20 protein-coding genes are annotated in these 25466 nt (G+C 58.8%); 16 read left to right on the forward strand and 4 right to left on the reverse strand.

The genetic code is table 11. The features are described from left to right. Positions 1-289 precede the first annotated feature (289 nt). From ACQUTG_RS11385 to ACQUTG_RS11410, 6 genes are all read left to right on the forward strand, one after another. A complete protein-coding gene (locus tag ACQUTG_RS11385; RefSeq protein WP_372987905.1) occupies positions 290-1996 on the forward strand; it encodes a sigma 54-interacting transcriptional regulator in 1707 nt (568 codons plus the stop codon). A gap of 248 nt (positions 1997-2244) precedes the next feature. Continuing rightward, the gene (locus tag ACQUTG_RS11390; protein WP_372987906.1) at positions 2245-3246 is read left to right on the forward strand and encodes a WD40/YVTN/BNR-like repeat-containing protein; all 1002 of its coding nucleotides are present in this window, start codon (positions 2245-2247) and stop codon (positions 3244-3246) included. Positions 3247-3248: 2 nt separating this feature from the next. After that, complete coding sequence (locus tag ACQUTG_RS11395) at positions 3249-5714, forward strand: efflux RND transporter permease subunit (protein ID WP_428919510.1); 2466 nt, start codon at positions 3249-3251, stop codon at positions 5712-5714. Positions 5715-5754: 40 nt separating this feature from the next. Further along, positions 5755-7674, forward strand: a complete 1920-nt coding sequence (locus tag ACQUTG_RS11400; RefSeq protein ID WP_428919511.1) for a DUF1302 family protein — start codon at positions 5755-5757, stop codon at positions 7672-7674. 14 nt (positions 7675-7688) lie between these two features. Then, the gene (locus tag ACQUTG_RS11405) at positions 7689-9017 is read left to right on the forward strand and encodes a DUF1329 domain-containing protein (protein ID WP_428919512.1); all 1329 of its coding nucleotides are present in this window, start codon (positions 7689-7691) and stop codon (positions 9015-9017) included. A 72-nt stretch (positions 9018-9089) separates the two neighbouring features. After that, positions 9090-9689: an antibiotic biosynthesis monooxygenase gene (locus tag ACQUTG_RS11410; protein ID WP_428919513.1), complete on the forward strand. Its 600-nt coding sequence runs from the start codon at positions 9090-9092 to the stop codon at positions 9687-9689. A gap of 74 nt (positions 9690-9763) precedes the next feature. Here ACQUTG_RS11410 and ACQUTG_RS11415 read toward each other — a convergent pair whose 3' ends face one another. Continuing rightward, positions 9764-10876, reverse strand: a complete 1113-nt coding sequence (locus ACQUTG_RS11415) for an S-(hydroxymethyl)glutathione dehydrogenase/class III alcohol dehydrogenase (RefSeq protein WP_091997877.1) — start codon at positions 10874-10876, stop codon at positions 9764-9766. A gap of 482 nt (positions 10877-11358) precedes the next feature. Here ACQUTG_RS11415 and ACQUTG_RS11420 point away from each other — a divergent pair, with 482 nt between their 5' ends. The 10 genes from ACQUTG_RS11420 to ACQUTG_RS11465 all read left to right on the forward strand — a co-directional run bounded on the left by ACQUTG_RS11420 (position 11359) and on the right by ACQUTG_RS11465 (position 21422). After that, complete coding sequence (locus ACQUTG_RS11420) at positions 11359-12618, forward strand: amino acid ABC transporter substrate-binding protein (RefSeq protein WP_428919514.1); 1260 nt, start codon at positions 11359-11361, stop codon at positions 12616-12618. A 63-nt stretch (positions 12619-12681) separates the two neighbouring features. Continuing rightward, on the forward strand, positions 12682-13572 hold the full coding sequence (locus tag ACQUTG_RS11425) for a branched-chain amino acid ABC transporter permease (RefSeq protein WP_428919515.1): 891 nt from the start codon (positions 12682-12684) through the stop codon (positions 13570-13572). After that, the gene (locus ACQUTG_RS11430) at positions 13562-14539 is read left to right on the forward strand and encodes a branched-chain amino acid ABC transporter permease (protein ID WP_428919516.1); all 978 of its coding nucleotides are present in this window, start codon (positions 13562-13564) and stop codon (positions 14537-14539) included. The genes ACQUTG_RS11425 and ACQUTG_RS11430 overlap by 11 nt, the downstream gene beginning before the upstream one ends. 13 nt (positions 14540-14552) lie before the next feature. Further along, the gene (locus ACQUTG_RS11435; RefSeq protein ID WP_428919517.1) at positions 14553-15296 is read left to right on the forward strand and encodes an ABC transporter ATP-binding protein; all 744 of its coding nucleotides are present in this window, start codon (positions 14553-14555) and stop codon (positions 15294-15296) included. Then, the gene (locus tag ACQUTG_RS11440; protein ID WP_428919518.1) at positions 15293-16009 is read left to right on the forward strand and encodes an ABC transporter ATP-binding protein; all 717 of its coding nucleotides are present in this window, start codon (positions 15293-15295) and stop codon (positions 16007-16009) included. Before ACQUTG_RS11435 ends, ACQUTG_RS11440 begins: the two co-directional genes overlap by 4 nt. 99 nt (positions 16010-16108) lie before the next feature. Then, positions 16109-17434: a DASH family cryptochrome gene (locus tag ACQUTG_RS11445; RefSeq protein WP_428919519.1), complete on the forward strand. Its 1326-nt coding sequence runs from the start codon at positions 16109-16111 to the stop codon at positions 17432-17434. Continuing rightward, positions 17431-17922, forward strand: a complete 492-nt coding sequence (locus ACQUTG_RS11450) for a DUF6231 family protein (RefSeq protein WP_428919520.1) — start codon at positions 17431-17433, stop codon at positions 17920-17922. The genes ACQUTG_RS11445 and ACQUTG_RS11450 overlap by 4 nt, the downstream gene beginning before the upstream one ends. Further along, positions 17916-19559, forward strand: coding sequence for a phytoene desaturase family protein (locus tag ACQUTG_RS11455; protein ID WP_428919847.1), 1644 nt, complete (start codon positions 17916-17918; stop codon positions 19557-19559). Before ACQUTG_RS11450 ends, ACQUTG_RS11455 begins: the two co-directional genes overlap by 7 nt. A 32-nt stretch (positions 19560-19591) precedes the next feature. Further along, the gene (locus ACQUTG_RS11460; RefSeq protein ID WP_428919521.1) at positions 19592-20017 is read left to right on the forward strand and encodes a YkvA family protein; all 426 of its coding nucleotides are present in this window, start codon (positions 19592-19594) and stop codon (positions 20015-20017) included. 196 nt (positions 20018-20213) lie between these two features. Then, positions 20214-21422, forward strand: a complete 1209-nt coding sequence (locus tag ACQUTG_RS11465) for an ammonium transporter (protein WP_428919522.1) — start codon at positions 20214-20216, stop codon at positions 21420-21422. Positions 21423-21426: 4 nt separating this feature from the next. On the opposite strand, the gene ACQUTG_RS11470 is transcribed toward ACQUTG_RS11465, so the two are convergent. Genes ACQUTG_RS11470 through ACQUTG_RS11480 form a run of 3 tightly spaced genes read right to left on the reverse strand, consistent with a single transcriptional unit; the run spans position 21427 to position 25465 of the window. Beyond that, entirely contained in the window at positions 21427-22497 is a 1071-nt protein-coding gene (locus tag ACQUTG_RS11470) for a lipocalin-like domain-containing protein (RefSeq protein WP_428919523.1), read from the reverse strand. Next, positions 22494-24773, reverse strand: a complete 2280-nt coding sequence (locus ACQUTG_RS11475) for an FtsX-like permease family protein (RefSeq protein WP_428919524.1) — start codon at positions 24771-24773, stop codon at positions 22494-22496. Before ACQUTG_RS11475 ends, ACQUTG_RS11470 begins: the two co-directional genes overlap by 4 nt. Beyond that, positions 24770-25465: an ABC transporter ATP-binding protein gene (locus tag ACQUTG_RS11480; protein WP_428919525.1), complete on the reverse strand. Its 696-nt coding sequence runs from the start codon at positions 25463-25465 to the stop codon at positions 24770-24772. Before ACQUTG_RS11480 ends, ACQUTG_RS11475 begins: the two co-directional genes overlap by 4 nt. Position 25466: the final 1 nt, after the last annotated feature.

Consider the following 25466-nt stretch of genomic DNA (forward strand, 5'->3'; position numbering starts at 1 on the left):
GAGTTTTCAGGTCACTGTTTTTAATGATCTTTTAAGAAAATTTCTGGTCAAGTACTTTCCAGGCCCAGTGAAAGGAAGGAAAAAAGAGGCGGGCATTTTTTATCAAATAATCAATTTTCATCACGCGGGTCAGCAAATGCTGAGAAGGTCTGGACTGGCCATTTTCTAGACAAAAAATTTAACCATTTGGTTGATTTTTGACTTTCATCAGGTGTTATATAAAAAGCCAATATCCGAAAGCGAGCTCCAAAAGAGCCGTCCCACTACAACTACAACAGGGACATCCCTCATGGCAGTTACCTACAAGCCACAACTGAATTACGTGGATTTTCGGGATCTTACGGAGCAGATCCGGTTTCAGAGCACGGAAGGCAAAATCTGGTTCGGTGAGCAGCGAATGCTGCTGATGCACCTGAATGCCATGGCGGCATTCCGTCGGGAAATGGTCAACAGCATGGGCGTCGAGCGTGCCAAAGGCTTTTTCCTGCGCCTGGGCTACCAATCCGGAATACGGGATGCCGAGCTGGCGCGCAAACTTCGACCTCACTGCGACGAACTGGATATCTTTCTTGCCGGCCCCCAACTCCATTCCCTCAAGGGCATGGTCAAGGTGATTCCCCTGGAAATCGATATTGACCAGGAAACCGGCGAATTCTATGGCAAGCTGGAATGGATCGATTCCTTTGAGGTCGAGATCTGCCAGACCGAGCTTGGTCAGATGGATGAGGCAGTGTGCTGGGCACTGCTTGGCTACGCCTGTGCCTATACTTCCTCATTCATGGGACGGGAGATCATTTTCAGGGAGATCAGTTGTCGCGGCTGCGGGGATGAAAAGTGTGTCATTGAAGGTAAACCAGCGGAACAGTGGGACGATGCCGAAGAATTCGCACGTTATTTCAAGGCCGATCCGATCATCGAAGAGCTGTACGATCTCCAGGCCCAGCTGAGTTCCCTGCGTAGCAGCCTGCATAAACAAAAAGGCCAGTACTACGGCATCGGCCAGTCCGGAGCCTACAACAAGGTCTGCAAGATGATCGACAAGGCTGCCCAGGGCAAGGTTTCGGTGTTGCTTTTGGGTGAAACCGGGGTCGGAAAGGAAGTGATCGCGCGCAGCGTCCACCTGCGAAGCGAGCGGGCCGAAAGTCCGTTTGTTGCCGTTAACTGCGCAGCCATTCCACCGGACCTCATTGAGGCGGAGCTGTTCGGAGTCGAAAAAGGCGCCTACACAGGCGCCAACCAGTCGAGAGAGGGACGGTTCGAGCGCGCCAACGGTGGCACAATCTTTCTTGACGAGGTGATCGAACTGACTCCAAGAGCTCAAGCCACGCTCTTACGGGTTTTACAGGAGGGAGAGCTTGAGCGGGTTGGCGACAACCGGACCCGCAAAGTCAACGTCCGGGTCATTGCCGCCACCAACGAGAGCCTTCAGCAGGCAGTCGAAGAAGGCAGATTTCGGGCAGACCTTTTCTATCGGCTGAACGTTTTCCCGGTAAAGGTCCCCCCACTCCGGGAACGGCTGGAGGACCTTCCCGTACTCATCGAGCACTTCCTCGAGAAGTTCCATTCCGAGTATGACAAGCGGACCCTGGGTCTCTCTGACAAGGCTCTCGACCTGTGTATGCGTTACCACTGGCCGGGTAATATCCGGGAACTGGAGAACGTGATCGAGCGCGGCGTCATTCTCACCGACAACAATGAATCCATCAGCCAGGAAGCGCTGTTTGCAGTCTCGCCTCCAACCACCGAAGACTCACCCACCGATTGTGTCGACATGGGCGGCAAGGTGACCAACGGCCACGAGTCCACCGGGGTGGGAAGTTGGTCCGAACAGGTCCTGGGCAACAATATCAGCCTTGAAGAGGTCGAAGAGACCCTTATGCGCGAAGCCATGGAGCGCGCCAACCAGAATGTCTCCAAGGCCGCACGGATACTGGGGCTGACCCGCCCCGCCCTTGCCTACCGGCTGAAAAAGTCCGGCATCCTGGCCGAAACCTGACCTCACAATTTCCGGACACGGACGTCTTCACTTTCGCCTTGATCAAATCGACAACCCCTCTTCCCACTTAATGATTTGATGAAAATCAAGCCTTTCTCCAACCTTGATCAGCCCCTTGATCAAATGCTTAAACCATAAATTTAATTAATATTTTTCAGTGAGTTAAACACACTTTGCCAGTCATGGCACAGCGGTTGCTGAGTCACCGTCAGTCGCTTTATCCACAAAAACAAAGACGGTGACATAACATGCCATACGCTTCGGAGTGCCCTCGCGGCATATTCCCCTTCTCCATTGCCATCGCCGGATTGTCCGCGATGTTGCTGACCGGATGTGAAGCACCGCTGAACCTTGACGCTGTCAGGGCGCAGTCCCAACAGGCCATTCAGCGCACCGACTTCTTTCAATCCGTGGCGCAGAACGATCAGGTCGTTGCCATGGCCGGCAATACCGGCGCCCTGCTGGTAAGCCAGAATGGCGGTCAGGACTGGCAACGGATCCCCGTGCCCACCAGCGAAAGCTTCCTGTCCCTGGATACCTGCCCGGACGGAAGTTTCATTGCACTGACCTTCGACAACCAGCTCTGGCACGGCACGACCGCCGGAACCGAGTGGCAACCCCACGATCTGCCAAGCCAGGAACAGATGATGACGGCCACCTGCGCGCCTGATGGTTCCTGGTGGGCAGGTGGCAGCTTCACCACGCTCCAGAGTTCTGCCGATCAGGGAACGACCTGGAACGAAACCACCCTTAACGAAGATGCCATCCTGACCAACCTTCAGTTCCTGGACGCGGATACCGCTATCGCCACCGGCGAATACGGGCTGGTTCTGAAAACCCGGGACGGCGGTCAGACCTGGGATTACGCCGGCTACCTGCCCGAGGAATTCTATCCCCACTCCGCTTACTTCGCGTCTTCCGAAGAGGGTTGGGTTGGCGGCCTTAACGGGTTCATCTACCACACCACCGATGGCGGCGAGAGCTGGGACCGCCAGCCTACTGACACCACCATGCCGCTGTTCGGTTTTATTGATGCCGAAGGCGCCCTGTTTGCCCTTGGCGACAATGCCACGGTCCTCACACTTCAGGGCGACCAGTGGGCGAGTCTGAAAACTCCAAGTCAGCCTCTTTACCTACGCGATGGCGTTCTCCTCGAGAACCGCCAACTACTGGTCGCCGGTGGCCGGGGGCTGCTTCTTCATCTCGACATTCCCGTGGCCAACGTGGCCAGTAACAACCGAGGAAACTGATCATGGCCGGACTGCATCGCTTCACGCATTTCCTGCACCTGCTGGAACTCTGGATTTTCAGGAATCCGAGGAAAGTGCTGACGCTGATCGCGTTGCTCACACTGTTCTTCGCCCTGCGGATTCCGGGACTGAAAATCTATACGGATTTCGCGGACCTGCTGCCGCAACAGCACCCTTACATCGAACTGCACAACAGCATCAAGGACGACTTTGGCGGCGCCAATGTCCTGGTCGTTGGTGTTGAATTTTCCGAAGGCGACATCTTCTCCAATGAGAACCTGGCCACCATCGACCGGGTGACCCAGGCCGTTGATAACCTGCCCGGGGTCAATCACAACCTGGTGGCCAGCGTCACTCACCGCAACTCCCGGGAAATCTGGCTCACCGAGGTGGGCAGCATTAACTCTGAGCCCTACTACGACTCCACCCAAGGTGAATATTCCGAACAGGCCTTGGCGGAGATGAAAGCGGCCGTGGCCGCCAACCCCCGGGTTTACGGCCCCCTTGTGTCACCCGATATGAAGATGGCTCTGGTCAAGGCCCAGCTGATTGAGGGCAAGCTCGATTACGCCGAGACCTTTGCCCAACTGCAGGAGCTGCGACAGCAGGAGGCCCACGACGGTGTCACTATCTACGCCACGGGCCAGCCGGTGCTGGTGGGCTGGGCCTACACCTACATGGACCAGATCCTGCAGATTTTCATCTTCACCGTACTCGCCATGCTCGCGCTGCTGGTGTTCCACTTCCGCAAGGCTTACGGCGTACTCATTCCTCTTGGCGGTGTCCTGATCTCCACGATCTGGGGGCTTGGGATCATCAGTCTGCTCGGGTACAACCTGGATCCACTCGGGCTGGTGATCCCCTTTTTGATTGCAGCCAGGGCCATGAGCCACGGTGTTCAGCTGGTGGAGCGCTATTACGCCGAGACCCGCGTCCTGGGCGAAGGTCCGAAAGCCGCCAAGGCTACCTTTGACAGCCTGTTCCGCCCGGGCTCGCTGGGTGTGGTTTCCGACGCCATCGGTCTGTCACTGATTGCCATCGGCTCGATCCCACTGAATACCCACCTGGGCATCTACGCCTCCCTGTGGGCAATCACCGTGGTCTTCACCGTACTGATCGGTGTTCCGCTGCTATTGTCCATCCTGCCCACTCCGAAGAACGCCGAGATGCGGGAAACCGCGCTGCGTTATATCGGTAGCAGCTGTTCGCGGACCGTGACCCGCCCCGGACGCGCCAAGGTGGTTCTGGTGGCGGCGGCCATCGTCATGGGCGCGGGGGTTCTGGCAGCCTCGAATGTCCAGATCGGGGATTCCGAACCCGGCTCCCCCATTCTCTACCCGGACCACGACTACAACATTTCCTCCCGGGTGGTGAATGACCGCTTCCCCGGCTCCGAAGAGCTTTATGTGATTGCGGAGACCGATGAGAAAGGCGGCCTGAAACGGCCTGAAGTGCTGAAGGCACTGTCAGACTTCCAGTCCCATATGCTGGGCGATCCCGGGGTCGGCGGCAGCAAGGGCCTGCCGGACCTGGTCAAACAGGTCAATCGCCTGATGCACAACGACGATCCGCGCTGGTACCAGATCCCCCACGACGAACGCTATGTCGGTGGCCTGATGTTTACCTACATGGCATCCAGCCCCATTCCCGGTGCCCTGGATGAGTTCAACGACACCGACGACCGTGTCGCCAACCTGGTGTTTTTCTACAAGGACCGTCAGGGCGAAACCATTCGCCGGGCTATCCACATGGCCAAGCAATGGATCGCCGAGCATGGCAACGACGTCGAGGGCCTGACCATCCGGTTGGCCGGCGGCACCCTCGGGGTCGCTGCCGCGATGAACGAATCGGCGTTCGACACCAACATGGTCGTACTGCCGCTGGTGTTCCTGCTGATCTTCGCCTTCGTGATGCTGTTCTACACCTCCTGGCACGCGGGCCTGATGATGCTGCTGGCGATGCTGTTCGCCACCACCCTGACCTACGCCTACATGGGTCTCTATGGCCTGAGCATCGACATCAACACGGTACCGGTCATTGCGGTAGGTATCGGTGTCGGCATCGACTACTCCATCTACATGATGGACCGGATCCGCGAGGAAATGGCCAAGTGTGGCGAGCTGCGCGAGGCCGTACGCCGGGCCATCGCCACCACCGGCATGGCGATCAGCTTCACCGCACTGACCCTGATGGCCGGGATCATCATGTGGGTGATCTTCTCCGACCTGCGCTTCCAGTCCGACGCCGCCATGCTGCTGTGCGTGATGATCGTGATCAACGGTATCGCCGCCATGCTGCTGGTGCCGTCCTGGGTGCTGGTCTTCAAGCCACGTTTCATCACCAACGTCTACGCCGACGAGGACGGCATTCTCCATGCCGATCGTCCACGCCCTGAACCGACTCCTTCGCCCGCCAGCAACACGCTGGAAGGTGACGGATACGTAGCCGGAGCGACGTCCCGGGTCTGACCCCGGGCGTGCTCCACCACAACTCAAACGAGGATCTGCCATGCAAACAAAAATAAAAGGCCTGAGCCTCTGGTGTGCCGCCCTCTCGGGCGCCACCGGGCTCACCCTGGCTCCGCTGTCACAGGCTGTTGCTGCAGAAGATGCCAGGATCAACGGCTTCTACGAGAACGCGACGTACGCACGGGACGGTGTCGGACTTTCAAAATTCCGCAACACCGTTCAACTGGAAGGGGAAAAACGTTATGGCGACGTGGGCATTTTCAGCAATGTCTCCGTGAATGCCACGCTCCGGGGCACCTACGACGGTGTCTACGATCTCAACGAGGATGAATACGGCAGTGAGGCCGGCGGCCCGATTCAGCTCCAGGATCTGGCCCAGGGATCCGTTCCCCATGGGAGCGGTCTGGTTGTCCCCGGCACCGAGCTTGGCTTTGACATCACCGAGAACCCCAATGACGGAATGGTGGTTCTTGGTGAGCACCTGCACGACCAGGATAACGGCGTCGCCTTCGGTGTTCCGGTCCGCCCCTGTGATGTCGACAGCCGCGGCTGTATCGACGATTACCTGGACAAGGACGAGGACGAACTCCGGTTCCAGGAGTTCAACGACCATCTGGACTTCATCCGGGAACTCTATGTCGATTTCGATCTGAACTTCGACAGCGGCAACGTGCTTAGTACCCGCCTGGGTAAACAGCAGGTGATCTGGGGCCGGACCGACCTGTTCCGGGTACTGGATGTGATCAACCCCGTGGATTATTCCCGCAACAACATCTATGACGAGCTGGAGGACATCCGGATTCCCATGTGGATCCTGAAAACGGATTACCGCATGGGCCCGACGGAAGTTTTCGAGGGATTCGCGTTTGACGATCTCAACTTCCAGGTGGTCTGGAACTTCGATGAGTTCCGTCCCCACGACATCGGCCAGTGTGGCCAGCCCAATGTTATCCTCGATGCCGGCTGTTTCTTCCGCGGCATGAACAACCTCTGGGAGAATGGCGGCACCGTGGCCAACTTTGCCGGCGCCACCCCGGACGGCGGTCTGGCAACCGACTTTGGCCCGGGCCAGATCGGTATCCGCCGGGCCAACCTGCCCAGCTGGAAACTGTCCAACACCCAGCTCGGTCTGAAGCTGGAAGGTGTCTACGGCGATCTGGGCTTCTCCCTGAACGCCCTGACCTACCGGTCCCAGCTGCCATCACTGCGTGGCGGAATCCCGGCCGAAAACGCGTTCACCAGTGAAACAGCCGTATGGCCCTCACTGATCGCGTTCGACATCCACTTCCCCCGGGTCAACCTGGTGGGCGGCTCCCTGGATTACTACTCCCAGGGCATCGACACGGTATTCCGGTTCGAGACGGCCTACACCTCGGGTGAGGAATTCGCCAATACCCTGCGGGAAAGGCTCTATTCCGAGTCTGACGTGCTGCGTTATGTCGTGGGTGCGGACAAGAACATCTTTATCCCGTTCCTGAACGAGAAACAATCGTTCCTGTTCTCCGGCCAGATCTTCGGTCAGCACATCCTTGACCATGAGCGCGAGCAACGGACCTATGGCGAAGCCGGCATTCCCGACTGGGAGCACAACTGGATTGGCACCCTGCTGATTCAGGGCTTCTACATGAACAACCGGCTGACCCCGAAACTGATCACCGCCCACGATTTCCGTGCCCAGGCCACCACGCTGGCCCCCAGCGTCGACTGGATTGTCACCGACAACCTCAAGCTGACCGCCGGCGCCAACATCAAGGTGGGTGACGGTGCCCGGAAATTCGACGACTGCCGTTCCTGTAACCCCTGGGACCCGTTCACCCAGACTCCCGGTGTCGTGAATCACCAGCCGGGTGAATCCGCGGGCCTGTCCGGCTATGAACCCCTTGGCCGCTTCCAGTCCGGACCGATCGGCATGGCCCAGGAAGAAGACGAAGTCCAGCTGACCGTTCGCTACAGCTTCTGATCACGAGGTAAATCATGAAACACAACAAGATGCACACCCTGACGCGCACACTGATCGCCGGCTGCACCGCCGGCCTCATGGCCACCTCGGCACTGGCCGACGAGGCGGTAATCACCGAATCCTTCTACCCGTACAAGACCGAAACCCCTCAGTTCGAGGGCCTTCAGCCGGGCATGGTGATCAACCAGGACAATGTGGCCCAGTTCAAGGAGGTTATCGATCCCGCTTTCTATCGCTTTATCGAGCAGGGCTGGACCACCATTACGGTGGGCCAGACCACATCGTTCGACCTGCACCCCAACTATGTGGAAGCCACCCGCGTTTCCCTGGGCGAGGTGTCACTCGGTGACAAGGTGGGTGAAATCAACGGCTGGCAGGCCGGGCGTCCGTTTCCGGAAGAGCCCAGCGCTGATGATCCCCGCGCCGGCGAGAAACTGGCCTGGAACTACAAGTATGGCTACAACTGGGGTGACAGTGCCGCCATCTACCCGTTCTACTGGAAGTACCGGGACATGGACTCCGGCGATGTCGAGCGGACCATCAAGTTCAACTTCCACTTCCTGAACTACAAGGGCCGGGTGAACCAGGAACCGACCCCGGAAATCACCCCGAATCCGTCCGACCTGTTCCGCGCCATCTATGTCCAGGTACTGGATCCGGCGGATGTACGGGACACCCAGCTGCTGATTCATCGCGCCGCGGACGATCTCAAGCGTGACAACTCCTGGCTGTATCTGGGCTTCCAGCGCCGGGTCCGTCGTCTGGCCACCGGTCAGGTCACCGATGCCTTCCTCGGTTCCGACCTGATGATCGAGGACTTCGAGGGCTACAACGGCCGCATCTCGGACATGAACTGGACCTACAAAGGCACCCGCTACATGCTGATGCCGTTCTACAACCACAACGAGCTGACCCTGGACAGCGAAACCCATCAGGATGACGACGGTTACCAGGTCGTGGCCTTCAGTGGCAAGGGCGGCTGCTTCCCGAACATCACCTGGCAGCTGCGCAAGGTGCATGAAGTGGAATCCGTGCCCGTCGACGAGAGCCACCCGCTGTCCAAGCGCGTGCACTTCATGGATGCACAGACGTTCACTATCCCTCGCACGGTCTCCTACGATCGCAAGGGCAGCCTGTGGAAAACCTTCACCATCGGTCAGGCCCACCCGGACTATCATCTGCCCAAGAACAAGGGCAGCGGCGTGTCCATTGACGACAGCTTCAGCATGATCGACGTCCAGGCCAGCCACTGCACCACCGGCCAGTTCAAAGGCCAGGTTGATCCGGAGCTGACGCCGACCAACATGTTCAACGTGCAATACCTGCGCGCCACCGGCAGCTGATCTGCCATTCATTGTTGCTCCTCTATTGGGCCCGCATTTGCGGGCCCCTTTTTTGGATCACGAGGAAAGAACATGTCAGTACGCGAAAACGCAACAAACGCAATCGACCAGAGCCGGGAGCCGCTTACGGTCGTTGTCTCACGAAGGGTGAGAAAAGGAGAAGAGCGCGCATTCGAGCAGCTCAGTAGCCGGATGACCGAACGGGCCGCGAACTTCCCGGGCTACCTGGGGGCCACCATGTTCCGGCCATCCTCCCCGGACGATCCCGAGTACCGCATTGTCTTCAAGTTCCGCGACCGGGAGACGCTGACCGCCTGGGAAGAATCGGAGGAACGTGCCGAACTGCTGGAACAGATTGAAAGCTTGCTGGTACAGCCCAGCGAACGGGAAGTCACCTCCGGGATCGTGACCTGGTTCACCCTGCCCGGACAGAATCCGGTGAAACCGCCACCCAAATGGAAGATGACCATTGTCAGCTGGCTGGCGCTTTATCCAGCTGTGACTCTGGTGTTTGTATTGTTCGGCGACATTCTGGCGCAAATACCGCTGCTGGCGAGGACGTTCCTGGTCACAGCCCTGGTCATGATTCTGATGAGTTACATATTAATGCCCAGAATGACCCGCTGGTTTTCATTCTGGCTGTTCCCAAAGACGAACAGAAATTCCCGTTAATAACGAGCATCTCAGATTAGAAAGATGGTGAGATGAGACGAGTCGGCTTCAGCCAACCCGTCTTGTAGGCGTCTTCAGAAATGAATCACCGACCGAATGCTCTTACCCTCATGCATCAGGTCAAAGGCCTTGTTGATGTCTTCCAGCTTCATCTCGTGGGTGATGAACACATCCAGCGGGATTTCACCCTTCTCGGCCTTCTCCACGTAGCCCGGCAGCTCGGTGCGTCCCTTCACGCCGCCGAAGGCGGAACCGCGCCAGACCCGTCCGGTGACCAGCTGGAACGGGCGGGTGCTGATTTCCTCGCCGGCACCGGCCACGCCGATGATGGTGGATTCGCCCCAGCCCTTGTGGCAGGCCTCGAGCGCCGCGCGCATCAGCTTGACGTTGCCCACACACTCGAAGGTGTAGTCGGCACCGCCGTCGGTCATCTCGATGATCACTTCCTGGATCGGCTTGTCGTAGTCGTTGGGGTTGACCACGTCGGTGGCGCCCAGCTGTTTGGCTATGTCGAATTTGCCCGGATTGATGTCGACACCGATGATGCGACCGGCCTTCGCCATCTTCGCACCGATGATCGCCGCCAGGCCGATGCCACCCAGGCCGAAGATGGCCACAGTCGCACCTTCCTCAACCTTGGCAGTGTTCAGCACCGCACCGATGCCGGTGGTGACGCCACAACCGAGCAGGCAGACCTTGTCCAGCGGAGCTTCCTTGGGGATCTTGGCCAGGGAGATTTCCGGCAGCACGGTGTACTCGGAGAAGGTGGAGCAGCCCATGTAGTGGTAAAGCGGCTGGCCCTTGTAGGAGAATCGGGAGGTGCCGTCCGGCATCACACCCTTGCCCTGGGTCTCGCGCACGGCACCACACAGGTTGGTCTTGCCCGAGGTGCAGAATTTGCACTTGCCACACTCGGCGGTGTAGAGCGGAATCACGTGGTCACCGACCTGAAGGTCTTTAACACCGGGACCAACCGCCTCGACAATACCCCCACCCTCGTGACCCAGGATGGTCGGGAACAGGCCCTCGGGATCGGCTCCGGACAGGGTGTAGGCGTCGGTGTGGCAAACGCCGGTGGCAACAATGCGTACCAGAACCTCGCCCTCTTTTGGCGGTTCCACATCCACTTCAACGATTTCAAGCGGCTTGTTGGCTTCAAAGGCCACCGCAGCGCGGGATTTGATCACTGGCAGACTCCTCTGGATCAGTTCAGTTAGGTATCTCGGCAAATGTGGATTCCGGTGGTTTGACGAGTTCTAGACGATCGCTCTAATTTAACAGAGATGACTTCGAACGACACTCGATCGAATTAATCGCGCCGGCGCCGACCTGATCGGTCCCTTCACCGCCAAAGCTGACAACAGGCAAAACTAAACTTTCCGAACCTGCATGATCTGAGCATTGCCTACATCGAACCCATAGAAATTACTTCCAGTCAATCGCGCCACGGACATACCGAGATCGGTTCAATCCGGAATGATTCAGCCAAAACACACCGCTGAACGAATGGGTAGAGAGCAGCTCCACAAAGTGATTTGAAAACCCGAGAAACCTGAACTAGAGCTTAAGCTGTATCTGAAATAACTGCATCGGCGGAAATCTATGTGCCAGAGCGGAACTTTCAGAAGTATAAAAAGCACAGAATTGAGCCAATGGGGGGAACAGACTAATGAGTAAAAGATTTTCTCGCAGGAAGTTTTTAAGGAACTCGTTGCTCAGCACTGGTGCAATGACCCTTGGTTTTCCAGCATTAAATGTGAAAGCACAAGAGCCGAAGATTCGTTGTGGAGTTGTAACCTCCTTATCGGGTGCGAACCGATTTGGAGGCAACCTGACACGCCGTGGTTATGATTTATGGGCCGAGGAAATCAATAAACTCGGAGGAATAGAGATCGCGGGAAAGCGCTATCCGGTGGAGATGTTCTACGGTGATGCTCAGTCACGACCTGCCTCAGGGGCCGATGCGGCCGAGCGACTCATCATCCAGGATGAGGTCGATGTCTTGTTCGGCCCCTACACATCTGGCGTAACTCTTGCCGTTCAACCCATCAGCCAAAAATATCGTGTACCGATGATTTCAGGATCGGCCGAATCACCAAACGTCTGGCTTTCAAAGCCGGCCTTTAATTTCGGGATGATTCCAGCGGTAGATCTCACTACGGACAAATCCATGGTCGTACTGGCTGAGAAACTCAGCGACCGAGCAAAAACCGCCTCAGTTATCGGGGTTGATGAACCATTCTCTAAAGAAACTGCGGAAGGTTTCCGGAAAGGTGCTGAAGAAGCAGATCTGGAACTGTTGAGTTATGAACTATTTCCCGCCAACTCCGATCTCTCAGCCATTGTGTCCAAACTCAAAGCAGCTAACCCCGATATCGTCGCCGTCGGGGGGCATGAAAGTGTCTTTATCAACTTTGTAAATACTGCCAAGGCTCTGAACTATAAGCCGAAAGCCCTGATCATGCACTACGGCGTCACTTCCGCAGCATTCATCAACGAGACCGGTGCCGAATCAAACGGCATTCTGGGGGTTTCAGTGTGGACCGCAGGATTGCCTTATAAAGATGAACTGTTTGGCACCGCCAGCGACTATTCAGACCTGTCCTTTTCCCGGTGGGGAACACGACCGGATTACACTGAGGCCGCATGCTCCGCCAGCGGCCTGGTTCTTCAGGATGCTGCACGTCGACTGGGCAAAGCTCCACCCTGGGATCAGGAAACCCGAGTACAGCTGGCCAAAGCCATAGAAGAGACGGACATTGAAACCTTCTACGGCCCCGTGGGTTTTGCCAAAGAGGGCAGTCATTTCCACAACAACACCAAGCCCGTGCCAGTTGTCATCCAAATCAAGAATGGTGATGTGGTGCCTGTAGCCCCGGAAAATGCCGCCAAGGGTGAACTCACTTACCCCATTAACGAAAAATCCTGACAATGAGCCGGTACTGTCGCTAACACCCTCCTGCGAGAGGGTTGTTAGCGACAGCAGCACAGCATGGATAAGGAGTACGAGTTGGACCTTTTCCTGCAGACCCTGATAAATGGCATCCTCATCGGCGGCATCCTGATTTGCCTAACAATCGGCTTTCAGCTGACCTTTGGTGTGCTACATGTTATCGATTTCGCCGTCGGTGGCTGGACGATGCTCGGTGGATATACGGCCTATTGGCTGGTATCACTGGCAGGCATCGACCCTTTCATCAGTATTTTCCTGGTTTTTGCACTCTTTCTGCTGATTGGTCGGGGATTAGGCCCTCTGATATATCGTGTCAGGACGAGTCGCTACGCCAGACCAGACCTGATGGCCTTGGCCTTTACCTTTGGCATCTTTTTGTTCATGCGTGGGGGCGCACTTTGGCTCTGGTCCTACAACAGCCGAAGTGTGGAGTCAGTCTTGTCAGGCCATTTCCTGAGCCTCGGCCCTGTCACCATTCCCCTGTTGCGTTTATCCGCCTTCATTATGGCGATGTTGTTCAGTCTGGGGCTGTTTATCCTGCTCTATCGAAGTCGTTTTGGCATGGCCGTGCGCGCTTTGGCGCAAAATCGTGACCACGCGGGCTTGATGGGTGTAGATGTGAAGCGGATTTCTGCCTGGGTGTATGGGATATATACCGGTCTGACAGCATCCGCGGGAGTACTGATCGCTACAATCTATTCCGTAAATCCAACTGTTGGCATTCGCTATACCCTATTTGCATTCTTCGTTGCGGTACTGGCAGGACTCGGATCGGTGGGGGGCGTTCTGGTTGCCGGCCTTGCTCTCGGTCTGCTTGAAGCTTACGTCGCCACCTACATTGGCGCTCGATATTCCCTACTGATTGTTTTCGGAACCCTCTATCTCGCCCTTCTGGTTGCACCCAAAGGAGTTCTGGGACGTGGCATCTAAACCTTTTCAGAATCGGAAATTTATCGTCGGAGCACTGCTAATCAGTGCGATAGGAGTCGCTCTTGCAGTGTTGCCAGCCTTTATAGACCCTTACACTCTGCGGATTGCAACCGGCGCACTCATGTGGGCAGGTCTAGCCTGTGCCTGGAATATTGTGGGTGGTTACGCCGGCTATATCAGCTTCGGGCACTCGGCATTCTTTGGCATCGGTGCCTACACTACAGCCATCCTGATGCAGTCTGATTTTGGCGCCTCTTTCTTTGTCACCCTGATTCCGGCAATCACTCTGTCAATGGCGGTTGCCGTGGCTATTGGGGGTCCAACCATGCGACTCCGGGGGGCCTATTTTGCCATTGCTACCTGGGCATTTGCCGAAATGCTCTTACAGCTGGTCACGGTGCTGGACTTTACCGGAGGCACTGCGGGCCTTTCCTTGCCTGCATACCTCAATGAGTTCTTCTTCTACTACATCATGCTGATTGCGGCGGCGGTCAGCTTTGCTGGTACCTGGATGTTAATCGAGCATTCACGTTTCGGATTCAGAATCAAAGCATTGCGGGATGACGAACCCGCAGCCGAATCGCTTGGAATCAGGACAAATCTGGTCAAAGTTCAGGCTTTTGCTATTTCAGCAGCCATTACTGCGCTGTTTGGTTGCATTTACGCATACTGGACAACCTATATTGATCCACACTCCGTGATGGGACCTCAGATTACTGACCAGATGGTGGTTATGGTTCTTCTTGGTGGTCTTGGAACCGTATGGGGCCCGGCTCTGGGAGCGGTGCTGCTTTGGATAACTAACCGTTATATCTGGTCAACCTTTGGTGATACTGTCATTTATCTACCCATACTCGGCGTCATCATCGCGCTTGTCGTTCTGTTCCTTCCAAACGGGCTGATCAGCCTCCTGATTGGTCGGCAGCGCGGCAAGGAACTCATTTCCAGCATACTTGGCAAGCTTTAGGAGAGAAATTCCGATGTTACCTGCTTCCAAGAAAGCCGAGTCATCCGAGCAGTGTCCCCTGACAATCGACTCCGTTGCCAAGCATTTTGGTGGAATTACCGCAGTCGATGGCGTCTCACTGTCGGCAGGTGCAGGCGAAGTGGTCGGGGTCATAGGCCCCAATGGCAGCGGCAAGTCAACGCTTTTCAGCCTTGCTGCGGGTGGGCAAAAACCCGATTCCGGAAGCATACGGCTAAGCGGGGTCGACGTCACTGGCTGGCCGACCTGGAAAATCGCCCGCGCCGGCATAAGTCGAACCTTTCAGATTCCATCCCTGTTTATCAATATGACTGTCAGAGACAACATGCTCGCGGCTGCCGTCGAAGGAGACTGGCAAGGTGCGCAGGACAGGATGACACGTACAGTGGAAATGCTGGAGATTAGCCATGTAGTTGACAATCTGGCCTCAGAGCTTTCCGGCGGTCAGCAGAAATTAGTGGAATTCGGCAGGGTCTGCATGCGCAACCCGAAGGTAATTCTGCTTGACGAGGTCACCGCAGGCGTACACCCCAACATTCGAAAGATAATTCTGGGAGCAATACAGCAATTGCGCGAAACCGGCATCACGTTTCTGGTGATTGAACATGATATGGAAATGGTAAAGGAAATCTGCGATCGGCTAATAGTGATGGATCAGGGAAGAATCGTGGCAGAAGGTGATTTCCAAACGATCGCCAACGACATCAACGTCCAACAAGCGTATTTGGGGCGCGCATGAGCAACGAGCTGAGAGTCGATAATCTGGTTACCGGTTATGGCAAACAGGAGATCGTGCATGACATCTCAGTTTTTGCCCAACCAGGGAATATAACCTGTATTTTCGGACCCAATGGCAGTGGGAAATCGACAGTTATAAAAGCGATAGCAGGGCTTCTACCCGTGTGGTCCGGACGGATCACTCTGGACGGCACCGAGCTCACCGGGTTACCGGTCCACAGCGTGGTTCGGAAAGGCATAGTTATGATGCCTCAGGGCGGGGGAGTGTTTCCGCGATTCACTGTCATGGAAAACCTCAGGATGGGGGGCTATGCGCTGAATAACGAACACCTTGTTGAAGAACGGATTGAGTCTTTGATTGCCGATTACCCAAACCTGAAGCGCCGCCGGAATACGCCAGCAGGCTCTCTCTCGGGTGGTGAACAAATGATGGTCGCCATCGCGCGAGCACTGGTAACTGAACCTGCATTCGTAATGCTCGACGAGCCCTCGGCTGGACTTTCTCCAGCGCTGGTTCACGAAACCATGGAGCGAGTTGTCAGTTTGAAGGATCGTGGGGTTGGGGTCATCATGGTAGAGCAGAATATCCGTGAAGCCTTACCCGTCGCCGATAGTGTCTATATCTTTGCAGGGGGGAAGCGCAAATTTGCAGGCACCCAAAACGACATCCGAGGCGATGACCATCTGATGTCCATTTATATGGGGGGCGACTGACTCAACTGTCCCCCCCATACTCGTACCAGAAATCCCTCCGGCTTCAATTGACGTATACAGCTACAAACGAGTTGTTGATTCAGAAAAGGCCTCTTGGTTTTGAAAACCCTCTATTGGTTTACGCGGGACCTACGCCTGCACGACAACACCGCCCTGCTGGCCGCCGCCCGCTCGGACATGCTGCTATGTGTCTACGTGGTGGATCCGCGCTGGTTTGCCACCGGCGATCTCCAGAGCAAGGCCATGGGCAGTCACCGCTGGCGTTTCCTGTGGCAGAGCCTGATGGCCCTGGAACGAAGCCTCAGGCCCATGGGGCAGCGTCTGCACATTGCCTTCGGCCCTCCGGAACAGGTCATTCCCGAACTGGTCCACGTCCATGGCATTGGCCGGGTGGTGCGCTCGCGCCTGCCGGGCACCGAGGAAGCGGCACAGTGGCAGGCCCTGAAGTCGGCGCTGCCTGGTACCGTGTTCCAGCAATTCGAGACGCTGTCCCTGTTCACCGAAGGGGCGTTGCCTGTGCCCCTGGCAGAGCTGCCTGACACCTTCTCCCAGTTCCGCAAACAGGTGGAGAAAACCGGGCACCGGTACAGCGAGCAGATGCGCATCCGCACCCTGACTGCGTTACCGCCGGCCCCCGGTTTTCCCGAGGACAACCGGGGTGAATGCCCGCCCATTCCGGAACCGGTGCACCCGCTGCAGTTCACCGGAGGCGAGGACGCCGGCCTCAACCGGCTCCGGGAGTTCCTGTTCATCAATCACGGCATTGCCCGTTACAAGGAGACCCGCAATGCCCTGGACAGCTGGGACGCCTCCTCCAAGCTGTCGCCCTGGTTGGCCAATGGCTGCCTGTCGGTGCGGGAAGTGGCCGAGAGCATCGCCGAGTACGAACGTCGTGAAACCAGCAACGAGTCCACCTACTGGCTCTGGTTCGAGCTGCTGTGGCGGGAGTATTTCTTTTGGTATGCGCTGAAGCACGGCGCCAACCTGTTTCGCCGGGATGGCGTGCAACGCAAGCGGCGGCCCGCAACCTTCTACGGCCACCGTTTCAAGGCCTGGTGCGAGGGCAACACCGAGTACCCGATCGTCAACGCCGCCATGAACCAGTTGCGGGAAACCGGCTATATCAGTAACCGGGCCCGGCAACTGGTGGCCAGTTGTTTCGTAAACGAACTGGGACTGGACTGGCGTTACGGCGCGGCATGGTTCCAGGAGCAACTTATCGACTATGATGTAGGCAGTAACTACGGCAACTGGCAGTATCTGGCCGGTGTTGGCGCCGATCCCCGGGGCTTGCGCCAGTTCAACCTGGAAAAACAGGCAAACCAGTACGACCCTTGCGGCACTTTCATCGATCGCTGGGGTGGCCATGCCGAACAACCCGTGGGACTCCATACCGTTGATGCAGCTGACTGGCCCCTGTCATGACGAACCCTGAACCGAATGCCGCCGAGATCCTGGCCCGTATCCTGGACACCGCACAGCCCGGCAGTCTGCTTTGCTGTGGCACCACCGCCCTGCAGGTGGCCAGGCTTTGGTGCGACCAGAAGCCGGATACCCATTTGCAACTCCTGGACACGACAGATCCCAACGCGGAACTGCCGCCGGATTCGGTCAAAGACCTCGCGCTGGTGACCGATACCCTGGAGCACCTGCCCTTCGACGAAGGGGCGCTTCTGCTCGGTCAATTGCGCAACTATGGCACCCACCAGATTGCGGTGCTGGTGGGAGAGACACCCGGCTGGGCCTTTACCGATTTCATCGGCCTCGGCTTCCGACGCCACGCCGAGATCGAAACAGATCAGGGCCGGCGCACGCTGTACACCTACAACCTGGACACCTACAACCACAAACGGGCCTGGAACAATCCCGACAACTGGGCAAATCCGGAAATGTGGGGGAAAGCGTGGTGGTAACCAGTCCGTCGTCAGACAAACTCAGACCCAGCACCATCCGCATCGGCCGGCGCTACCGGGCCAACCGGCTCGAAGGCTCCTACGACGCCATCGTTATTGGCTCCGGCATCGGCGGTCTTACCACCGCTGCCTGCCTGTCCAAGGCCGGCCAGAAAGTCCTGGTGCTGGAGCAGCACTACACTGCCGGCGGTTACACCCACAGTTACGCCCGCAACGGCTATGAATGGGACGTTGGCGTGCACTACATCGGTGACATGGGCTCGCCCCACACCCTCGGCCGCCGCCTGTTCGATTACATCACCGATGGCAAGCTGCAGTGGGCGCCCATGGACGAGGTCTACGACCGTTTCTACCTGGGCGACAAGGTAGTCAACCTGCGTGCCGGCAAGGAAGGGCTGCGCCAGTCCCTGCTGGAAGCCTTTCCGGACGAGCGGGAGGCGATTGACGGCTACATCCGGCTGCTGGGTAAGGTTTCCGACGGCATGCAATGGTACACCCTGTCCAAGCTGACGCCCGGCATCCTCGCCCCGTTGATCGATAAGGGACTCAACGTCGCCCTGCCCGACTGTTTCAACCGCACCACCCGCGAAGTCCTCACCGAACTCACCAACAACGAGGAACTGATCGGCGCCATCACTGGGCAGTGGGGCGACTGCGGCGTTACACCGGGCCACTCCAGCTTCATGGTCCATGCCCTGATTGCCAAGCATTATCTCTATGGCGGTTTCTACCCGGTTGGCGGTGCCTCCGAGATTGCCAAAACCATCATTCCGGTGATCCAGGCCTCCGGCGGCGAGGTCTTCACCTACGCCGATGTCACCGACATCCTGCTGGAGAAGGGCCGCGCGATCGGGGTGCGCATGGCCGATGGCAAGGAGATCCGGGCACCCCGGGTCATCAGCAACGCGGGCATCATCAATACCTTCGAGAAACTGCTGCCGGAAGAAGGTCGCAAGATTGCCGGCTACGGGCGCAAGCGCGAGCACATCACGCCGTCCATGCCGCACATCGGCCTGTATATCGGCCTGAAAGGCACGCCGGAAGAACTGGGGCTGCCCCGGACCAACTACTGGATCTACCCGAGTGCCGATCACGACGACAACGTGGAACGGTTTCTGGAGGACCCGGACCACAGCGAGTACCCTGTGGTCTATATCTCCTTCCCTGCCGCCAAGGATCCGGATTACCAGAACCGCTGGCCGGGCACGTCCACCATCGAGATTGTGGCGCCGACCACCTGGGACATGTTCGAGCCCTGGCAGGACACCATCTGGGGCAAGCGGGGCGAGGATTACGAGGCCCTGAAAGCAAAAATCACCGACCAGCTGCTGGAAATCATGTACCAGAAACTGCCACAGCTGCGCGACAAGGTGGACTATGTGGAGACCTCCACACCGCTGTCCACGGCCTGGTTCTCCCGCTATGGCCGGGGTGAGCTCTACGGGCTGGACCACAACCCTGAACGGTTCGAACAGGACTGGCTCAGGCCGAAAACCCCGATCCCGGGGCTCTACCTGACCGGCCAGGACATTCTCACCTGCGGCGTGGTAGGCGCGATGATCGGCGGGCTCATCACAACCCTGGCCATCCGGGGCTGGCGCGGAGCATCCTTGGCCAAGCGGATATTTGTGGGATAATTTCCGAACGCTCAACTGGTCAAGGAACAGGAATGGCATTGTTCAGCGAAAAGAAGGCCCGCCAACAGTTGGATGCCGAGGCATCGAAAGTCCACCGGCAGGATCTGGAAACCCTGCTGGACCGGCAACGGGCGATTGAAGAGAAGGTCAAAGGCAGCGGTAGACTCGAACGCTTCAGTGCAGACATCAAACTGATGTTCTCGATGATCCGGGACTACTGGTACGGCAACTATCGCTCGGTACCCTGGAAAACCATTGCCGCGGTCGCCGGGGCCCTGCTCTATGTCCTCAACCCTCTGGATTTCATTCCCGACATCATCCTCGCCTTCGGCTTCCTGGACGATGCCGGTGTGGTCGCCCTGTGCCTGAAGCTGGTGGAGTCCGATCTGCACCGCTACGCCGCCTGGAAGGAACACCAGAAAGCACCGTCGGCACCAGGGGCAGATGTCACCAGATAGGTGCACACCCCCGGGAAATGCACCTGTTTAGTGCGATTTTTCCGTAATCTCCCGGGGGAACCAACGCTCACGTTTGCTCAAACCCAGCCCTGCTCTTGATTTGCATTGTTTTGGAACACCTCTTGCTTGAGGTGCACCCTGCCAATGCAAAAGCGGTCCGCAGAGACCGGAAATACAACATCAGGAGCATCAACCCGTGGACATCACGAGTGCAGTACATACCCTGACGGAGAGCGCCAACACGCTGTTCATCCTTATCGGTGCCATCATGGTGCTGGCCATGCACGCCGGCTTCGCCTTCCTGGAAGTCGGCACTGTCCGGCACAAGAACCAGGTCAATGCCCTGGTAAAGATCATGACCGACTTCGGTGTTTCAGCCGTGCTCTACTTCTTTGTCGGTTACTACATCGCCTACGGCAGCCACTTCATGACCGGGGCCAGCGAGTTGACCGCCGGCAATGGCTATGAACTGGTCAAATTCTTCTTTCTCATGACCTTCGCTGCCGCCATTCCCGCCATCATTTCCGGCGGTATTGCCGAGCGCGCCAAATTCTATCCGATGCTGATCGGCTCCGGCCTGATCGTGGCCCTGGTCTATCCGTTCTTCGAGGGGCTGATCTGGAACGGCAACTATGGCTTCCAGGCCTGGCTCGAGAGCCAGTTTGGTGCATCCTTCCACGACTTCGCGGGCTCCGTGGTGGTGCATGCCGTCGGCGGTTGGGTGGCCCTCGCCGCCATCCTGCTGCTCGGTGCCCGAAAAGGGCGCTATCGCAACGGCCGGGTCGTCGCCATTGCACCCTCGAACATCCCGTTCCTTGCCCTGGGCGCCTGGATTCTCACCGTGGGCTGGTTCGGCTTCAACGTCATGTCCGCCCAGACTCTTGATGGCATCAGCGGCCTGGTGGCGGTCAACAGCCTGATGGCCATGGTGGGCGGCATCCTGGTGGCCATGGTGCTGGGCAAGAAGGACCCGGGCTTTATCCACAACGGCCCGCTGGCCGGCCTGGTCGCCGTGTGCGCCGGTTCCGACCTGATGCATCCGGTCGGCGCCCTGATTACCGGCGGTGTCGCCGGCGCCATCTTTGTGTACCTGTTCGAGTGGGCACAGGACAAAATCGAGCGCCTGGATGACGTTCTGGGTGTCTGGCCGCTGCACGGTGTCTGTGGTGTCTGGGGCGCCATTGCCTGCGGCATCTTCGGGCAGCAGGCCCTGGGCGGTCTCGGCGGCGTCAGCCTGATGTCCCAGCTCGTCGGCACCCTGACGGGTGTGATTGTCGCCTTCGGTGGCGGCCTGATCGTCTACGGCATCGTCAAGGCAGTGTCCGGCCTGCGCCTGAGCGAGGAAGAAGAGTTCAACGGCGCGGACGTGAGCATCCACAAGATCGGCGCCACGTCCCTGGACTGAGCCATCACCGGTACCCGGTGAGTTCCATGTAACCCTCTCCGGCATGACTGCCGGAGACATCGACGGGGCTCTCCCAATACGGGTAGAGCCCCTGATTCATATAGTCCCCTGGAGGAGCGGACAGTTCGAGGCTCACACCCTGCTCTGGCACTTCAATCCGCCACCGCACCGGTACGCCGTCACGTTGCTCGATGACTGACAAGATCAGTTGCCGCGAATCCAGAGGCTGGACCTGGCCGGATGCCGGAATCCAGGTACCCGAGACGAACGGATTATCTTCCTCCCGCAACCGGAAGGCCATGAGCTTGTCCCCCGAATCCAGGTGCAGGGCAAACCAGTCCCAGCCCTGCTGGCCGGTCTTGAGAAACTGGCTGCTCCACTCCCGATCGAACCAGCCCCGGCCCTCCACTTCCCGCGACTGATCCTGAAATCTGACGGTGCCGCTGATGGCGATATCCACGTAGCTGAAATACATCGAACCCTGACCGCTGTCGGATTTGGCGCTGAAACCCTTGATGCCGTGGGCTACCGGCTGATCGTTAATAGTCAGAGTCAGGTCGTAACCGAAGTTTTCGGCCTGCACCTGAAGCCGCCAGCGATCATCCTCGACGGCCTCCAATTGCCAATGATCCAGCCACACCGAAAAGGGCCGGGCCTCGGCCCCCGCGTTACCCACATCGCCCCGGGCCAGGCGCTCGGCAAAGACGTGCTTGCCCTGCCAGCTCACGGCGGCATGGGCCATCCAGGCCGCTTCCAGGGGCCAGGTTTCAGGCGCGGGTTTCGATCCCGGTTCCCTCGGCACCAGTGCCTGCCGGAACTGAGTCCATTGCAGCCCCAGCGGCTCGCCGGATTCGGTTTCCAGGTTTGCGGTCAGATACCACCACTCGATGCGGTGACGTGGATGGGAACCCAGGTCCTCCGGGAACACCAGACCGGTGCCCGGTCCGGGCTGTAGGTAGGACAGTTGTCCGCGCTCACCCGCACGTTCGGCCAGACCGGCAAAACCCGCCTGTTCCGGTTCCTGCGAGCAGCCCGCCAGCACCATCGGCAGCAGGACCAGCATCGTCCGTCTCATCGCTCACCTCCTGTGAGGCTGTTGGCCGATACCGGCAAGGCCGTTCCTGCTCGTAACTGACGCCCCATGAGCAGCGCGATGCCGAGGCCGATCAGCAGACTGAGCCCGATCAGCTCCGCCCAGAACCCCGGGTAGACCGCCATCGGCAGCGACCAGCCAAAGGCCAGGGGGTTGATCCGATGCACCAGTACCCAAGTGAGCCAGATGCCGAGCGGCAGTGCAAGCAACGCCACGCTGCCGGTCAGCCCGACGGACAGGCGGGTCAGCTGCGCCGCCACCTCCCGACGGGACAGGCCCCAGGTGGCCAGCAGCCGGAAATACCAGTTACGGCCGGTGAAGAATACCCAGCCCATGATCAGCAACGCCAGGGCGGCCAGGGCCAGGGTGAGGACCGTCATGGCTCGGGTCAGCAGGAAGGTCTGGTCGAACACCCCTGTCGCCAGGGAACGGATTTCCTCGTTGTCGCGAACGGTAATATCGGAAACCTGCCACGCCGCTTCGAGACCCCTGATCAGCTCAGCTCGGGGCAGGGCTCCGGGAGTGATGGAAAAACTCTCGAATGCTGGCTGGAACTGCTCCGGAAGCAAGGTGCCGCTGATTAATATCTCGCCGGCAGGCCGGCCGTAATCAGCGTAAACCCCGGCAATCGGCAGGTTCATCTGTTCGCCGGCCACCTCAAGTCCGATGCGGTCGCCAACGCCAAGTTCCAGCCGTCGCGCCAGCTGCTCGTTCACCAGCACAGCTTCGTTGCGGGTCAGGGAAGCCCAGGGATCCTCGTCAGAAGCGAGCAGATCCCAACCGGCCACCAGGGAGGAAACCGGTGACAAGGCAAACAGGTCCACCTGCACCGGGCCACTGCCGGAGACAGACACGCTGCCACGGCCACGGATCACCCGGTGCCAGGCGCCACTCGTTTGCAGTTCACGCTGCGACGAGAGCCACCGGGCAGCGGCATCTCCCGACCGCCCTTCGGGCACCGGAACATACAACTCCGCCTCCAGGCGCTGCCCGAGCCACCGATCAAAGGTGTCTTCAAAGGTGGTGACCAGGGCCTGGATCGCCAGCACCATGGCGAGGGTGAACTGCAGCGCGACAACCGGCAGCGCCAACTGCCGAGCCATGACCGCCAGCTCGCGGTAACGCCACCGACTGAGCGGGTCCGCGCTGGCACCGGCGGCGCGTTCGGCAAGTCGGTTGATCAGGGCCGGGGTGAGCAGGCCGGCACCGGCAAAGACGATGGCGACGGCGATGAACACCCAGATCAGGGACGGGCTCAGCAGCGCCAGCACCAGACCGGTGATCAGAATTGCGCCGGGCAGCTTGCCCTTACCCCGGCTGAGGACAACACGCCGGACAACAGGCACCAGGAAATCGGCCAGACAGGCCATCAGCACCACTGCCATCATGGTGAACGCCGGCGCCAGCCACTGTCCGGGTGTCGCGTAAAGAGGGGCGTCGAACAGACCCTCAAGGGAGCGCCCGAAGCCCTGACCGAGCAGGCCCGCCAGCCAGCTGCCAAGCCAAAGGCCCGGAAGGATACAAAGCGCGGACAGAACCAGAAGTTCCAAAACCAGCCGGCGATCAATCCGGGCCGGAGGTACCCCGAACCGATGCAGCAGGGCGAAGCTGTCCCGGCGCTGGACGATGCCCAGGCGATAGACCGAGCGCAGCAGCAAGGCGGTGATCAGCAGTACCAGGATGCCCAGGGCATCCAGATTGAGCAGGAAACTCTCGCCCAGCTCGCCGGTATCCGGGCCCCTGCTGAAGGCTGCAAGCCGGTACCCGACAGGCAGGGCGCCGGCTGTCACATCTGCTGAGGCAATCAGCGCCAGGGAGGGCGGTCGTTCGGCGGCCGGTAACTCCCCGGCAAGCCGGACCGCGTCACGGATGTCGACAAAGGGTTTGCCCTCAAGCCGGATCTGGGAATTGCCAAGGGCACCGCCCTCAACTCCGAAACAGGCCGCCGCAAGGGGATCAATGCCAATGACCAGGCCCACATCGCCTTGCCGGGGCACTTCCAGCCAGGGCATTACGCAGAGACCGTCACGGCGCAGGGTCACAAAATCGTTGACGGTCAGCCCGGCACCGTCCACCCGCACCGCCTGCTGCCGCCCGGCAATCACCTGTTCGCTCTGGTCCAGGCTGGTGCGCGCCCGCTCGGTGAGCTGTCGCACTCCCGACCAGAGTGTGGTCGCCACCAGGATCATCAGCGCGAGGGCTACCAGCTGCAGGGGGTGGCGGCGGTAATGGCTGAACAGGGCGGCAAAGAGGGTCATGGCGCTGGTCCGGTCCGGGCCCCGTGCGCCAGGTCGAGGGTAATCTGGCACTGGTCGGCCAGCTCCGGATCGTGGGTGGCCAGGATCAGTGCGACGCCGGTTTCCGCCTGCAACCGGAACAGCTCTGCGGTGACCTCCTCGGCCGTCCGGCGGTCCAGACTGCCCGTGGGCTCATCTGCCAGGATCAGGTCAGGGTTCATGGCGAACACCATGGCCAGTGCCGCGCGCTGGCGCTGGCCTCCGGAAACCTGGTCGGGATAGCGCTCGGCCAGCTCACCGATGCCCAGGCGCTCGAGCCAAATCTGGCAATGCTCCAGAGGTTGCTCTGCCAGTCGGGCCCGAAGCCGGACGTTATCCAGCACCGACAATGCCGGCATCAGGTTCGCTTCCTGGAACATCACCCCGATCCGGCGCCGCCGTAGCCTCGCCCAGCGCTTTTCCTGCTGCCCTGCGGCTCCCGCCTCCCGGTAATCAAAGCGCTCGCCCAGCAGGGTAATCACACCGTTGTCGGGGCGTTCCAGACCACAGAACAGACTCAGCAAGGTACTCTTTCCAGAGCCCGAGCGGCCCATCAGTGCCAGGGACTGCCCCCCTTCCAGAGATACGGACAGCCCGGAAAACACGGCAATGTGCTCAGCACCGCTGGCAAAGGTCTTGGTCAGCTCCCTGGCTTCCAGAACCGGCTGGTTCATG

The organism is Marinobacter sp. DUT-1 (genome assembly GCF_050379415.1).
GTDB lineage: Bacteria > Pseudomonadota > Gammaproteobacteria > Pseudomonadales > Oleiphilaceae > Marinobacter.

What these genes read in the sequence shown, in the direction of transcription:
- ACQUTG_RS11385 (WP_372987905.1), top strand. Translation starts at nt 290, where the DNA reads ATGGCAGTTACCTACAAGCCACAACTGAATTACGTGGATTTTCGGGAT.
- ACQUTG_RS11390 (WP_372987906.1), top strand. Translation starts at nt 2,245, where the DNA reads ATGCCATACGCTTCGGAGTGCCCTCGCGGCATATTCCCCTTCTCCATT.
- ACQUTG_RS11395 (WP_428919510.1), top strand. Translation starts at nt 3,249, where the DNA reads ATGGCCGGACTGCATCGCTTCACGCATTTCCTGCACCTGCTGGAACTC.
- ACQUTG_RS11400 (WP_428919511.1), top strand. Translation starts at nt 5,755, where the DNA reads ATGCAAACAAAAATAAAAGGCCTGAGCCTCTGGTGTGCCGCCCTCTCG.
- ACQUTG_RS11405 (WP_428919512.1), top strand. Translation starts at nt 7,689, where the DNA reads ATGAAACACAACAAGATGCACACCCTGACGCGCACACTGATCGCCGGC.
- ACQUTG_RS11410 (WP_428919513.1), top strand. Translation starts at nt 9,090, where the DNA reads ATGTCAGTACGCGAAAACGCAACAAACGCAATCGACCAGAGCCGGGAG.
- ACQUTG_RS11420 (WP_428919514.1), top strand. Translation starts at nt 11,359, where the DNA reads ATGAGTAAAAGATTTTCTCGCAGGAAGTTTTTAAGGAACTCGTTGCTC.
- ACQUTG_RS11425 (WP_428919515.1), top strand. Translation starts at nt 12,682, where the DNA reads ATGGATAAGGAGTACGAGTTGGACCTTTTCCTGCAGACCCTGATAAAT.
- ACQUTG_RS11435 (WP_428919517.1), top strand. Translation starts at nt 14,553, where the DNA reads ATGTTACCTGCTTCCAAGAAAGCCGAGTCATCCGAGCAGTGTCCCCTG.
- ACQUTG_RS11440 (WP_428919518.1), top strand. Translation starts at nt 15,293, where the DNA reads ATGAGCAACGAGCTGAGAGTCGATAATCTGGTTACCGGTTATGGCAAA.
- ACQUTG_RS11450 (WP_428919520.1), top strand. Translation starts at nt 17,431, where the DNA reads ATGACGAACCCTGAACCGAATGCCGCCGAGATCCTGGCCCGTATCCTG.
- ACQUTG_RS11460 (WP_428919521.1), top strand. Translation starts at nt 19,592, where the DNA reads ATGGCATTGTTCAGCGAAAAGAAGGCCCGCCAACAGTTGGATGCCGAG.
- ACQUTG_RS11470 (WP_428919523.1), bottom strand. Translation starts at nt 22,497, where the DNA reads ATGAGACGGACGATGCTGGTCCTGCTGCCGATGGTGCTGGCGGGCTGC.
- ACQUTG_RS11475 (WP_428919524.1), bottom strand. Translation starts at nt 24,773, where the DNA reads ATGACCCTCTTTGCCGCCCTGTTCAGCCATTACCGCCGCCACCCCCTG.
- ACQUTG_RS11480 (WP_428919525.1), bottom strand. Translation starts at nt 25,465, where the DNA reads ATGAACCAGCCGGTTCTGGAAGCCAGGGAGCTGACCAAGACCTTTGCC.